General features: G+C 59.5%; 9 protein-coding genes and 1 pseudogene. All 10 read left to right on the top strand.

Features of this window, described 5'->3' with window-relative positions; all coding sequences use genetic code 11:
- The first annotated feature begins 6 nt into the window (after window positions 1–6).
- The 10 genes and pseudogenes from tssH (at window position 7) to RGU44_RS19480 (ending at window position 13,386) form a co-directional block, all read left to right on the top strand.
- Complete coding sequence (tssH, locus tag RGU44_RS19525; protein WP_407074613.1) at window positions 7–2,619, top strand: type VI secretion system ATPase TssH; 2,613 nt, start codon at window positions 7–9, stop codon at window positions 2,617–2,619.
- A gap of 10 nt (window positions 2,620–2,629) precedes the next feature.
- A pseudogene (locus tag RGU44_RS19520) lies at window positions 2,630–4,147 on the top strand (sigma-54 interaction domain-containing protein).
- 79 nt (window positions 4,148–4,226) lie between these two features.
- The gene (locus tag RGU44_RS19515) at window positions 4,227–4,367 is read left to right on the top strand and encodes a type VI secretion protein (protein WP_322218678.1); all 141 of its coding nucleotides are present in this window, start codon (window positions 4,227–4,229) and stop codon (window positions 4,365–4,367) included.
- 19 nt (window positions 4,368–4,386) lie between these two features.
- A complete protein-coding gene (gene tagH, locus RGU44_RS19510; protein WP_322177074.1) occupies window positions 4,387–5,565 on the top strand; it encodes a type VI secretion system-associated FHA domain protein TagH in 1,179 nt (392 codons plus the stop codon).
- A gap of 5 nt (window positions 5,566–5,570) precedes the next feature.
- Window positions 5,571–6,071 (top strand): type VI secretion system lipoprotein TssJ, encoded by a 501-nt coding sequence (gene tssJ, locus RGU44_RS19505; RefSeq protein ID WP_322177073.1) that lies wholly within the window; start codon window positions 5,571–5,573, stop codon window positions 6,069–6,071.
- Window positions 6,072–6,073: 2 nt separating this feature from the next.
- Entirely contained in the window at window positions 6,074–7,405 is a 1,332-nt protein-coding gene (gene tssK / locus RGU44_RS19500; protein WP_322177072.1) for a type VI secretion system baseplate subunit TssK, read from the top strand.
- Entirely contained in the window at window positions 7,402–8,298 is an 897-nt protein-coding gene (gene icmH, locus RGU44_RS19495) for a type IVB secretion system protein IcmH/DotU (RefSeq protein ID WP_322177071.1), read from the top strand. Before tssK ends, icmH begins: the two co-directional genes overlap by 4 nt.
- Window positions 8,295–11,792, top strand: a complete 3,498-nt coding sequence (gene tssM, locus RGU44_RS19490; RefSeq protein ID WP_322218674.1) for a type VI secretion system membrane subunit TssM — start codon at window positions 8,295–8,297, stop codon at window positions 11,790–11,792. Before icmH ends, tssM begins: the two co-directional genes overlap by 4 nt.
- Window positions 11,792–12,508, top strand: a complete 717-nt coding sequence (locus tag RGU44_RS19485) for a PP2C family serine/threonine-protein phosphatase (protein ID WP_322218672.1) — start codon at window positions 11,792–11,794, stop codon at window positions 12,506–12,508. Before tssM ends, RGU44_RS19485 begins: the two co-directional genes overlap by 1 nt.
- Window positions 12,505–13,386, top strand: a complete 882-nt coding sequence (locus RGU44_RS19480) for a serine/threonine-protein kinase (RefSeq protein ID WP_416194645.1) — start codon at window positions 12,505–12,507, stop codon at window positions 13,384–13,386. Before RGU44_RS19485 ends, RGU44_RS19480 begins: the two co-directional genes overlap by 4 nt.
- Window positions 13,387–13,519 lie beyond the last annotated feature (133 nt).

The following is a 13,519-nucleotide window of genomic DNA, read 5'->3' as shown; positions in this document are numbered from 1 at the left end:
CTGATTTTGATCAACGTAGACCTGCAACAACTAATTCAGGCGCTCGACGCCGAAACCCGCCGCGACCTGGAAGGTTCTGCCGAGCGTTGTGTGGCTCGTGGCGGTAGCAAAATCCTGGTCGAAGACCTGCTGCTCGCGCTACTTGAGCGACCGCAGGGGTTGTTGGCGCGAGCACTGTTGGATGCACAGGTCGATGCCGGTGAGCTGGCTGCTGCATTGCAACCGCGAGTCGAGCACAGCGCTTCGCGCAATCCGGTGTTTGCGCCCGAGTTGGTGCAATGGCTGCAAGACGCCTTACTGGTTGCCAATCTGGAACTGGGCCAGAGCCAGGTGGCCCAGTCCGCGTTGATTCTGGCGCTGCTGCGTAACCCGATGCGTTACGCCGGCAGTCGTTATCAGGCACTGCTGGCCACGTTGGACGGTGATCGCCTGAGGGACTTTGCGTTGTCAGAAAAAGCCGAGCCGGACGCTGCCGGTAAACCCGCTGTAACAGGTGAGTCGCTGCTCGCACGTTTTACTCACAACCTGACTCAACAAGCCCGCGACGGGAAGCTAGATCCGGTGCTGTGTCGCGATGGGGCTATCCGCCAGATGATCGACATCCTGGCCCGTCGGCGGAAAAACAATCCCATTGTGGTGGGTGAAGCGGGGGTCGGCAAAACCGCCATCGTTGAGGGGCTGGCCTTGCGCATTGCGCGGGGCGAAGTGCCGCAGGCGCTCAAGGGCGTCGAATTGCTGTCGCTGGACATGGGCTTGCTGCAAGCCGGTGCCAGCGTCAAAGGTGAGTTCGAACGGCGCTTGAAAGGCGTGATCGATGAAGTAAAAGCATCACCCAAACCGATCACCCTGTTTATTGATGAGGCCCACACCTTGATCGGTGCGGGAGGCCAGGCGGGAGGTTCGGACGCCGCCAACCTGCTCAAGCCGGCGCTGGCCCGGGGAGAGTTACGCACCATCGCTGCGACCACCTGGGCCGAGTATAAAAAATATTTTGAAAAAGACCCGGCATTGGCGCGGCGTTTCCAGCCAGTGCAGCTGCATGAGCCTACGGTCAGTGAGGCGATCACTATTCTGCGTGGCCTGGCACCGATTTATGAAAAGAGCCACGGCATCTATCTGCGTGACGATGCGGTCGTGGCAGCGGCCGAATTGTCGGCGCGGTATCTCTCGGGTCGACTGCTGCCGGACAAGGCTGTTGATGTGCTCGACACCGCGTGTGCCAGGGTGCGCATCAGCCTCGCCGCCGCGCCGGAATGTCTGGAGCGGGTGCGCAGCGAGTTGGCCGAAGGAGGGCGCCAACGTATTGCGTTGCGTCGGGATGCCGAGGCAGGACTGCTGATCGATCAAGACGCATTGAGCGTATTGGAAGAGCGTCTTGAAGAAGCCGAGCGCGAACAACAAACACTGGAAAAAAGTTGGGGTGAACAACGGCAGCTCGCGGAACGCCTACTTGAGCTACGTCAGCAAGTGGCCCAGGCGCGCTCCGTTGAAAACGATGAAGTCGGTGCAACCACTGAGGATGCAGCAGCCGGGCTGCTGGCCCTTGAAGCCGAATTGCAGGCAACCCATCGCACGCTGATTGAGGCGCAAGCGCTGGAACGACTGGTGAGTTTTGAGGTGTGCCCGCGACAGGTTGCCGAAGTGATCAGCGCCTGGACGGGCGTGCCTCTGGCGCAAATGGCGCGCGAACACAATGCCAGGGTTGCCAGCTTCGCCATCGATTTGCGCGCGCGTATTCGGGGGCAAGAGCAGGCGGTGCATGCACTGGATCGTTCGATGCGCGCTACCGCGGCCGGGCTGAATAAACCGGATGCGCCGGTCGGGGTCTTTCTGTTGGTCGGTCCTAGCGGCGTGGGTAAAACCGAAACCGCGCTGGTGCTGGCGGACTTACTGTACGGCGGCGAGCGTTTTCTCACCACCATCAACATGTCCGAATTTCAGGAAAAGCACACCGTTTCCCGGTTGATCGGTGCGCCACCTGGCTATGTCGGTTATGGCGAAGGCGGCATGCTCACCGAAGCGGTTCGGCAGAAGCCGTACTCGGTGGTGCTGCTCGACGAGGTCGAAAAAGCCGATCCCGACGTCCTGAATCTCTTCTACCAAATCTTCGACAAGGGCATCGCCAATGACGGCGAGGGGCGCGAAATCGACTTTCGCAATACGCTGATCCTGATGACCTCGAACCTGGCCAGCGAGCGTATCAATGCGCTCTGCAGCAACGGTAATCGTCCCACTGCCGAAGCGCTGGAAGAAGCCATCCGCCCGGTGCTCAGCCAGCACTTCAAACCGGCACTGCTGGCGCGAATGCGAGTGGTGCCTTACTACCCGGTCAGTGGCCCGGTATTGCGCGAACTGATCGAGATCAAACTGCAACGTCTGGCCGAGCGTCTGACGCGACGCCGATTGGATTTCAGCCATTGCCAGGCGCTGGTCGATCATCTTGCCGAGCGCTGCACCCAGAGCGATAGCGGCGCGCGCCTGATCGACTACTTGCTCGATTCCCACGTGCTGCCACTGATTGCCGACCGGCTGCTCGACGCCATGGCTGCTGGAGAAACGCTCAAGCGGGTGCACGCCACTCTCGATGAGCAAGGCGCTGTCGTGTGCGAGTTTGCGTGAGGTGGACGTGATGTTCACACATGTGCCGCAACCCTTGCGTTTCGCTCAGGCGCTGTTGGCGCAGTTTACCCATCTGTCCCGGGCTGACGATGGGGCGACGTTGCTTGGCGATTTCGTGCGTGCGTCCGCCGAGCTCAGCGCGTGTGAACTCAGCCAGTTGTATCTGCTGGATGCCACGCATACCCGCCTCATTCTGAATGCCGAATATTGGCAGGGACTTTTACAGCCAAGAGCCGCCACGAGCCTGCCTGCGGATTACGATGGCGAGCAGTTGCTGCAATACGCGTTGTGCCAGAACAAAGTGGTCAGCCTGTGTGAGTTGAATGCCAGCCTGCACGAGACCGATTTTCTGCCACCAGGCGCAAAGCCCTGGAAATCGCTGCTGTGCGTACCCCTGCTCGATTAACACAAGGCCGTCAGCGGATTGCTGGTCTGCGCGAGCCGTGATCATCGCGAACTCGCGGGATTCGCCGATTCGCTGGGTCAACTGGGTGCGTTCGCCCTAGGGCAGATGCGCCTGCTGCAGCCATCGCGCCGATCACCCGGCGCGCCGCCTTCTTCGGTCGACGTGGTGCCGGTCGCCAGTGGCTACGGACTGATCGGTAAAAGTCCTGCCATGCGCCAGACCTGCAAGCTGATCGGCAAGGTGCTGAATAACCCTTATACCGTGCTGCTCATGGGCGAAACCGGTACCGGCAAGGAGGTCGTGGCGCGCGCCATTCATGACAGCGGGTCGCGGAGCTCCAAGGCATTCATTGTGCAGAATTGCGCGGCGTTTCCTGAGAGCTTGCTGGAAAGCGAGCTGTTCGGTTACCGCAAAGGTGCCTTCACCGGCGCTGACCGTGACCGCATGGGCCTGTTCGATGCCGCTGATGGCGGGACCCTGTTGCTCGATGAGATTGGCGACATGCCCCTGTCGCTGCAAGCCAAGCTTTTACGTGTGCTGCAAGAAGGCGAGATCCGCCCGTTGGGTTCCAACGACACGCACAAAATCGACGTGCGCATCATCGCCGCGACTCATTGCGATCTTATTGCACGGGTGGCCGATGGTCGCTTTCGCGAAGACCTGTATTACCGCCTGGCGCAATTTCCCATTGAGCTGCCAGCGCTTCGGGACCGTGGCGGTGATGCGCTGGATCTCGCGCGGCATTTCGCCCGTCAGGCCTGCACCTTTCTCAAGCTCGATCAGTTGGACTGGTCCGATGCCGCGCTCGACCACCTGTGTGGCTACGCCTTCCCCGGCAATGTCCGTGAACTGAAGGGGCTCGTCGAGCGCGCCATCCTGTTGTGCGAAGGCGACGAGTTACTGCCCGAGCACTTTGCCCTGCGGCGTGCGCTGGAGCCTGCTGACAGTGGGCTGAACCTGCGCGCACGCCTGAGCCAGATCGAACGCGGCTTGTTGCTCGATTGCCTGCGCAAGACCGATGGCAATCAAACCATCGCCGCCCGCCAACTGGGACTGCCACGACGCACCCTGCTGTATCGCATGGCTCGTTTGAATATTCGCGCTTGCGATGTGGGGAGTTGAGCCGCGCATGTCGATCCCGTTTTCACACCCATCCCGTTCCCTTGCAGCTCTGCCTGCACTCACTCATGGAGACCCTCTGATGTCTGTTCGTCACTGGCCGGCTGTCTTGCTGGCGCTGCTCGTTTCAAGTGCCCTTGGCGGCTGTAGCGGCAACTACAAATTCAACGACGACACCTATCGTCCCCTGGGTGACCCGCATGTGGTCAATCGCGGCAAGTGACCGCAAGGAGAGCAGCACAATGGAACTGGTTCTGGAAATACTAAACAGCGAACAGTCGGACCCTTCGCAGGTGAACCGCAAAGTGTTCACGGTGGCGGGCGGTTCGATTGGCCGCAGAGGGCACTCCGGCTGGGTGATTATCGACTCCACTAGCCAAGTGTCTCGCCAACATGCGCTGGTCAGCTATTGCGGCAGCCATTTTTGCCTGACCGACCTCAGCACCAACGGTACCTGGGACAACACCAGTGGCGAGCGGATGAAGCACGGGGATGAACAGCGCATCGTCGACGGTGGTGAGTACCATTTGGGCCGGTTCAAAATCCGGGCGCAGGTGCTGCGCGATTTGGTCGAGCCGGCCGCCGAGGTCAGCCTTCCGACACCACTGTCGGGCAGCGGGATGACCATTCCCGAGGATGCCTATTTCGGGGAGATGCCAATGGCTTCTGTGGATCAACCAGTCGCCTCGAACATGCCCGTGCTAGAACCGCAGCAGTGCGCGGACTACGCGCCCATCGAGAGGGAGCACGTGCGGACCCCGACGTTGGTGGCGCCGGCTGCTGAGCCCATTCCCGAGCCGCCACCGGCACCACCACCAGCACGTCAGGGCGAAGCGTTCTGGCAACAATTTGCCCAGGCGCTAGGCATCGACATCGATGATCTGGACCCGGAGGGCAGAGAAGCCTTGGCGGTCAACACTGCGCGACTGTTCAAGCAGTGTGTGGGCGGCTTGCAGCAGAGTTTGCGCACCCGCAGCGAGCTGAAAAACGAACTGCGCCTGGCACTGACCACTGGGCAGTACACCCACAAAAATCCGCTCAAGCATGCCGTGAATGCCAGCGAAGCCGTGAACAGTTTGCTGCTCGCCAGCAAGCCGCAGTTAAGCGCGGAACAGGCGATCAGTCGGACGTTTCATGACCTGCAAGCGCACCAGGTGGCTTTGCTCAGCGCCAGCCGCGCGGCCCTGCGCAGCACCCTGGAGCATTTCGCGCCGCAGCACCTGACCCTGCGTTTCGAGCGTGATGGACACAACCCGCTGTTTGCCACAGCCGGCAGCCAGTGGCGCGCATATGGCCGTTATCACCAGGCATTGAGCCAGGACGATGACTGGAGCGAACGCCTGTTGGCGCGCGACTTTGCCCAAGCCTACGAAGAACAGGTCCGGCTGGTCGACAGTCTTCACACCGATTACCAAGGATGATGCGCATGTCCAGTTTGAATATGTCCCGTTTCAAAACTCTGGCCGCCATGGCGACCCTGTTGCTCCTGGCGGGGTGCTCGACGCTGTCGCCGTATTCCAAACTGACCAAGCTGGATTTAAAGCTGACGGCCAGTGACCAACTCAACCCCGACCTCCACGGTCGACCCTCGCCGATTGTGCTGCGCTTGCTGGAGTTGAAGAACCCGGTGGCGTTCGAGAATGGCGATTTTTTCAGCTTGTATGAACGGCCCAAGGAATCGCTGGCGCCCGATTGGGTGGCCGGTGAAGAGCTGGAGTTACGGCCGGGCGAAAGCATCGACCTCAAGCTCAGCGTCGACAGTGGCAGCCGCTATGTCGGCGTGCTGGCGGCCTACCGTGACCTGCCAGAAACCAAATGGCGCTATGTGATCCAGCTGTCGCCGACCGAGCGGACCTACGCCGAGCTGCGCCTGGATCAGGCCGGTATCCACAACGCGCTTAATCCACTCGCCACGGCAGGAGACTGACCATGAACGCCCATAAAGTGATTTGGCGCGAAGGCATGCTTCTGCGCCCACAGCACTTCCAGCACAACGACCGTTATTACGACCACCAGATGAAAACCCGCACCCAGTTGCTGGGGCGTTACATGTGGGGGTTTCTTGAGCTGGAGATCGAGGTAGAACCTTTAAAAATCGGCAAGCTGGTACTCAGTCGCGCAAGCGGCATTCTCCCCGACGGAAGCTTGTTTAACCTGGAGGGTCTTATCGAGCCGCTGATGGTGCAAGTGCCGCACAACATCGGCAAAACCGCGGTCTACCTCGGGCTGCCGCTGATGACAGGCAACTACATCGAAGCCCGAGAGGAGACAGATAAAGACGTGCTGGCGCGCTACACCATCTACGACATGTCGATTGCCAATTCAAATGCCGGGGAGGGCATTGAAAGTCAGGTGCACTGCGGCCGACCGAATTTTTGTTTGCTGCTGGGCGAGCAACAAAGCGATCAGGTTTTTGTAACGCTGAAGGTGGGAGAGATCACTGATTGCACGGAGGATGGCGGGGTCACGATGAATGACAGTTACTCGCCGACGGTCATTCATTCCAAGGCTTCGAAGTATTTGCTGAGACGTTTGGACGAAGTGATCCGGTTGGTGGACACCCGTTGTGCGGCCTTGGCCGAGCGCCTGAGCTCCAACGGCAAGATGGGTGGCTCTGAGGTGGGTGATTTTATGCTCATGCAGATGATGAATCGCACGCAGTTGATCCTGCTTCATTACAAAGATCTGCAACACGTCCACCCCGAGGAGTTGTACCGCACGCTACTGACGGTGGTGGGTGAGTTATCGACTTTCGCCAGCGCCAACAGGCGCGTACCCGTGACGCTCAACTATAGACACAGCGATCTGAGCCTGAGCTTTGAAGCGCTGTTGAATGTTTTCCGCCAATTGATGGCGATGGTGCTTGAAGAACATGCGACGCCGCTGCCGATCACAGCTCGCGATTACGGTGTCCAGGTCGCGATAATCGCCGACCATCAACATTTCGACAGCTCGACCTTCGTGCTGGTAGCCGGCGCCCATTGCACGGCTGAAGAACTGCGCAATCGCCTGCCTGCCCAGCTCAAGATCGGCACGGTTGAAACCATCCGCAATCTGGTCAATCTACACCTGCCGGGCTTCAAGCTCAGACCGCTGCCCGTCGCCCCCCGGGAACTCGCGTTTCATGCCGACAAGGCCTATTTCATTCTTGATCTGGACACCGAGGAATCGGCGCAACTGAAGAAGTCCGGTGGTTTTGCGTTCCATGTGTCTAGCGAAATCGCTGCCCTTGAACTCGATTTTTGGGCGATCAAGAAATGAGTGATCTAACGACAGATAAACAACTCGGCGCGGATGACTTAACTGTTTTCAACGGTGCATCTGGCCCCGGCCCTGGCATAGAGCCTCTGACGGGTGCGACAGCTTCGACCCAGACCCAGGATCTGGAAGCCCAAAAAAACCAATCCGCCCAAAGCCATTCGCTCCACACCTACAGCGCAAGTATTAACCCGCTGGTCGCCGCAGCCGCTCATGTGCTGTCGGCCGTTGCGGGGCTCAAAAAACTGGACAAGAAGGCCAGCCTCGAAACCCTACACAGCACGTTGTTGGCTGACCTAAAGGGGTATCAAGCACATGCTGCAAAGCTCGGCGCCGAGCGTCATCTGCTGAATGACGCGTCCTATGTGCTCTGTACCTTTGTCGATGAGGCGGTGCTGCAAACCAAGGCAGGCGAGGGCAGTACATGGTCCAAGACGACCCTGCTGAACGAGTTTCACCAGAAAACCTCTGGGGGTGAAGCGTTCTTCGAGATATTGACCCGTTACAGCGTCAACCCGGTCAAGCACTTGCACCTGCTTGAACTGATGTACCTATGTATGGCGTTGGGGTTCAGGGGTAAATACGGCGTCGATGGCCAGGAAAAGACCGAATTGGAAGACATCCGCGATGGCCTCTACCGAACCATTCGCCACCTGCGCGGCGACGTTCCGCGTGAGCTGTCGCCCCATTGGCATGGCCTCCAGGACAAGCGCCGAAACCTGGTGCGCATCGTCCCGTGGTGGTTGGTCGTCCTGTTCACCCTGATGTGTCTGGCGGTCATGTATTCCGGGTTCGCCTGGGTACTGAGCGAACAGCGCGAGACTGTTCTTGAACCTTACCGTCAGCTTGATGCTGCAACGACTCAAACGCCGTTGCAGGGCAGGGAAGCACGATGAAAATATTCTTTAAAAAGCTGGCGACCTTCCTCGGAAAGACGTGGGTCTGGACGCTGTTGCTGGTCCTGTTGGCCGCGCTTGCAGTGTGGTTTCTGGGGCCGCTGCTGGCCGTTGACGATTACAAGTTCTGGGAAGACGCGAGCGCTCGTTTGCTGAGCATCAGCGCGCTGTTTCTGGCATGGGGTCTGTTCGTCGTTTTTGAAAGCTGGCGGAGCACACAGCGTAAACAGGAAGCCGAAGGAAGCGAGGCTGGCAACGCCCGTCTGAAGCTTGAGCAGGACATCGCGAATAAAGATAAGCGGCTGCGCAAACTGTTCAAAAAAGCGCTTCGAACCCTGAAAACCGCCAGCCTGTATCGCGGACGCAGCGAGCGCTGGCGCAACGATTTGCCGTGGTATTTGTTGATCGGCCCGGAGAAGAGCGGCAAGAGCAGCCTGCTGAAACACTCGGGTCTGGAGTTTCCACTTAACGAAGTCGACACCAAGGCAGAGCCGAGCCCAACGTTTTACGAATGGTACTTCGGTGAACAGGGTGTGTTGATTGATACCGGTGGATCCGCTCTGGATTCGAAGGACGATGCTGACCAACACACCTGGAAAACCCTCCTCAATCTACTGCGCATGCGTCGCCGAAACCGACCACTCAATGGGGTCATCATTACGGTTCCAGCCGAGCTGTTGGGTCGCAAAAAAAGCGATGGGCCGGATGAACTAAAGCGTCTCTCAACGACATTGCGCAGCCGCCTGAAGGATATTCGTCAGCAACTACGCGTTGATCTGCCGGTGTACCTGGTGCTCAGCAAAGCGGATGAGATTGCGGGCTTCGAGGTGTTTTTCGATCAGCTCACAAAACAGGAGAGCGATCAGGTGTTGGGTGCGAGCTTTGCCGATGATCAGAACGGCAATGATCTCAAGGTGTTGCGCCAGGAATTTGAAGCACTGCTGCAACGCCTCAATAGCCAGGTGATCACGCGCATGCATCAGGAGCGTGTGCCTGAGAGAAGTGCCGTTATTCTCGATTTCCCGCATAAATTGGGCGCGATTGGCCCAGGCCTGTGCGAGTTCGTGAAGGACACATTGGGCGGCAATCGCTACCAAAGTGCCAGCCGACTTCGTGGCTTCTATCTGACCAGCGCCACTCAGTCAGGCGTCCCGCTCAAGGGCGCAGGAAAAAGCGACGCGGCATTTCCGCTATTCACCGGCTCGGCCCGCTTCATCAATCACCTGCTAAGCCGAGTGATCTTCCCCGAAGCCGAACTCGCGGGCCTCAACAAGCGCGAGCGCCGCCGTATCCACTGGGGTCAGCGTGCGTTGTACGTGACGGCATTTTCTGCGCTGGGAGTATGCGGTCTGCTCTGGGCCCTTGGCTTTTCTGCCAACCACAGCCGTCTTGAACAACTGCGAGAGTTCGCGCAAAACCTGACTAAACAGCACGCCGAGTTGGGGCCTCAAGATGACGCCATGGCGGCGCTTCAGCTGTTGGACACGGGCTACGCTGCAAGTCGCGTATTCCCTGCGCTCAGTGATGTGCAGTTGCATGAACGCAACGGGCTTTATCAGGGCGAGCCGAGTTACCCGGTGCTCGACGATGCCTACCAGCGTGAATTGAAAGAACAGCTGTTGCCACGCGTCGCCCGCACCCTTGAAGCGCAAGTACGCGCCAACATGAACGACCGCGAACGGCTGTTGGGCAGCCTGCGCGCCTACCTGATGCTCAACCTCACCGAGCGCCGTGATTCGACTTGGCTCAAGGAATGGGTTGCAGCCGATTGGTCGCTGCGCTACATCGGCAACGCCCCGGTGCAGAACGGCTTGAACGAGCATTTCAGTCGCCTGCTCACACACGGATTTGTCTATCCACTTAACGACGGTTTGGTGGCCCAGGCACGTCAGGTCCTGCGGGCCGAATCGCAATCCGCTGTGGTGTATCGCGCCCTGCGTGAACAAGCCCACAGCTTGCCGGAATACCGCCTCAGCCAGCACCTCGGCCCACAAGGCGCGTTGTTCAGCGGCACCGATTACCTGATTCCTGGCTTCTATACCCAACGCGGTTATCAGCAATTTTTCACCACCCAGGGTGCGAGTCTGGTGAACGAAATCCTGCGGGATAACTGGGTACTGGGTGAAAGCACCGGCATCAGCGGCATGGACTTGCGGCGCTTGATGGTCGAACTGGAGCAGCTGTATTTCCGTGACTACGCCAACCATTGGGGCGAAGCCATCGGCCAAATGGGTTTGCAGCCATTCAGCAGCGCGGGCGAGGGTGCTAGTCAACTTGCTGGCCTGACTGCCGCCAATTCACCGCTGCTGCAACTGTTGGTGGAAGTACGCGACAACACCCGTTTCCCGGACCTCAGCGAAAGCACCGAGCAACTGGCCGAAGCGGTCGGCGATGCGGGCGGCAAATTGGGCGCCATAGGCAAAGTCGCCGCTGCGGCAGCCGGTAAGGCGCAAGGCACACTCGCCAAAAGTCTGCCGGACACTGCAAAGAAATCCATGCAGCGCCGTTTCGAACCGTTGCATCAACTGCTGGACGCCAACAACGGTCCGGCAGCAGAGCTGATGCCAACCCTGCAAGCGCTCAACGATCTGCAATTGCAGGTCGCGAGCCTGGCGCGTTCCAGTCAGCCGGAACAGGCGGCTTACGAAATGGCGAAGCTGCGCATGAGCGGCCAGCGTGATGCGCTGAATAGCCTGCGCGGTGCAACCAGCCGTTTGCCACGCCCCATCAGTGGCTGGCTGGACGTGTTGGCCGAAGACACCTGGATGCTGGTGCTCGACGACACCTATCAGTACCTGAATCAGCGTTATCAGACGGAACTGCACGCGTTCTACAGCAAGGCGCTGCATCAGCGTTATCCGTTCAATGCCCACAGCACCAGCGACGTCGCCATCAGCGATTTCCGCGAGTTCTTCAAGGCCCAAGGCGTTGCGGATCGATTCTTCGATACCTACATGCGGCCCTTCGTCAGTGGCAGCGCGGGCAACTACCGTCTGCGCAGCATCGACGGCCGCAGCTTGCCGATGTCTCGTCTGTACCTGGCGCAAATGGGCCACGTGCAGGTCATCCGTCAAAGCTTCTTTGCGCAGAACTCGAACGAGCCACAGGTGCAATTCAAGCTTGAGCCCTACACCCTGGACCCAACCGTGAGCCGTGCCGAATTCCGTTTCGGCAATCAGCAGATGGACTACCTCCACGGCCCTATCGTGCCGATGTCGTTCAGTTGGCCAACCGACGCCGAAGACGGGCGCACGAGTCTGGTGCTGGAAAAAATGGTCGGTCGCCCGGTGGGCATCGAGAAAAATACCGGCCCGTGGTCGTTGTTCCGCCTGTTCGATCTGATGCAAACCGAATACCTGAAAGGCCGCGATGTGATGGTGCTCAAGGCCGATGTGGGTGGCCTGCGCGCCAACTACCTGTTGCTCAGTCAGCGCTCGCCGAACCCGTTCGACGTCGAAGGCTTACGCAGCTTCCGTCTGCCGGCGCAGCTCTGATGGGGCCGGCCAACCCTTGGCGCAGTGTGGCGCGTACCGACACCGGCAAGGTGCGGGCGCGCAACGAGGACGCGTTTCTTGACTGTCCGCAGCACGGATTGTGGGCGGTCGCCGATGGCATGGGCGGTTATCAGTGTGGCGATGTCGCCAGCCAGATGATTATCACCCACCTCGCCGAACTGCCCGAGGAGGGCCGCTTCGACGAGCGTGTGATTGCCGTGCGCAAGTGTCTGCACTGGCTCAATCGACGAATGAGTCAGGAGTTGACCATCACCCCGGATCGCCGCGACAGCATCATGGGCAGTACGGTGGTGGCACTGTTGATCGACGGCACACGCGGCGCCTGTGTCTGGGCGGGTGACAGCCGTTGCTACCTGCTGCGCGAGGGTCGTCTGCATCAATTGACCCGCGATCACTCGCTGCTGGAGCAACTGATCGACGAGCAAAAAATGACGCCCGAACAAGCCAGCCAATCCCCCAACGCCCGCGCACTGACCCGCGCCATAGGTGCCACCGACCAGCTGAAGCTGGAAGTGCTGGAGTTGGAGGTGTGTTCGGGCGATGTGTTTTTGCTGTGCAGTGACGGGTTTTATCAGGGCCTCGACAACGAAATGGTGCGCGAAGCCATGAGTCTTGAATCGCTGCACACGCTGTTCGACGAAGTACGGTGTGGCAGCGCTCGGGACAACCTGACCGCCGTGGTGATCAGCCAATGACCGAGCCCCTGCCACCGCTGCCCGACGTGCTGGCTGGCCGTTATCGCATTGAGCGTTTGCTGGGTGCCGGTGGCATGGGCACGGTCTATCGGGCGCGGGATTTATTGCATGAGCAGTTCGGTGAAACTGGCGCCGAGATAGCCGTGAAAATCCTCGGCGAAGCGTTCGCAGAAACGCCGGATGCCAACGCGTTGCTGTACAGCGAGTTCGCGTTGACCCGACACCTGCGCCACCCCGGCGTGATGCAGATGTTTGATTTCGACGTGGACTCGGCCTGTGGGCGGGCCTTTATCACCATGGAGCTGATGCAAGGTCTGCCGCTGGACCGCTTGCTGTGCGAACGGCCACTCGGCGTACCCTGGATCGAACTGCGCGATATCGCCATCGAATTGCTGGACGCCCTGGCGCATGCCCATGGCCGAGGCGTGCTGCACGGTGACTTGAAGCCCAGCAACGTGATGCTCACCGAAGACGGCGTGCGCCTGTTCGACTTTGGCCTCGGGCAGGCCATGGACGGCGTCCTTCCAGGGCTGCCGACCCTGAGCCGAGAGCGCATCAAGGCCTGGACACCCAACTACGCGGCCCCCGAGTTACTCGAAGGCGGCCCCTTGTCGATGAGCACCGATGTTTACGCTGTCGCCTGTGTGCTGTTCGAACTGGCGGGCGGCAAACATCCTTTCCAGCGACTGACGGGCGTCGAAGCCCGCAAGAAAAAACTGGACCGAAAACTGAAAAAGCCCAAACACCTGCCCAAAACCTGCTGGCCGGCCCTGCGAACCGCGCTGGCGCTGAACCCGAAAAAACGCACGATAGATGCCGCTGCATTATGCGATTCTTTTCGAGCCGCACCCCCCGCCAAATCCTGGCGCTGGTTCTAACCCCGGCAAGCCTGCTCTTATCAAGCAAGCAATAACCGTTTGAAATAGAACATTACTTGTAGATACCGTCTTGCCCCTCACCGCGCAAGCGCAAATTGTGAGTTAAACCCAAACCTGCCGGAAGCCCGTACCG

Origin of the sequence: Pseudomonas sp. 5C2, from assembly GCF_034314155.1 — a bacterium.
Taxonomy (GTDB): domain Bacteria; phylum Pseudomonadota; class Gammaproteobacteria; order Pseudomonadales; family Pseudomonadaceae; genus Aquipseudomonas.
The sequence above is the reverse complement of the archived record's forward strand: the minus strand, read 5'-3'. Positions and strand labels throughout refer to the sequence as shown.

Bases quoted from the DNA above. Each gene is read 5' to 3' on its own strand.
- RGU44_RS19515 (WP_322218678.1), top strand. From the start codon at position 4,227: ATGTCTGTTCGTCACTGGCCGGCTGTCTTGCTGGCGCTGCTCGTTTCA.
- tagH (WP_322177074.1), top strand. From the start codon at position 4,387: ATGGAACTGGTTCTGGAAATACTAAACAGCGAACAGTCGGACCCTTCG.
- tssJ (WP_322177073.1), top strand. From the start codon at position 5,571: ATGTCCAGTTTGAATATGTCCCGTTTCAAAACTCTGGCCGCCATGGCG.
- tssK (WP_322177072.1), top strand. From the start codon at position 6,074: ATGAACGCCCATAAAGTGATTTGGCGCGAAGGCATGCTTCTGCGCCCA.
- icmH (WP_322177071.1), top strand. From the start codon at position 7,402: ATGAGTGATCTAACGACAGATAAACAACTCGGCGCGGATGACTTAACT.
- tssM (WP_322218674.1), top strand. From the start codon at position 8,295: ATGAAAATATTCTTTAAAAAGCTGGCGACCTTCCTCGGAAAGACGTGG.
- RGU44_RS19485 (WP_322218672.1), top strand. From the start codon at position 11,792: ATGGGGCCGGCCAACCCTTGGCGCAGTGTGGCGCGTACCGACACCGGC.
- RGU44_RS19480 (WP_416194645.1), top strand. From the start codon at position 12,505: ATGACCGAGCCCCTGCCACCGCTGCCCGACGTGCTGGCTGGCCGTTAT.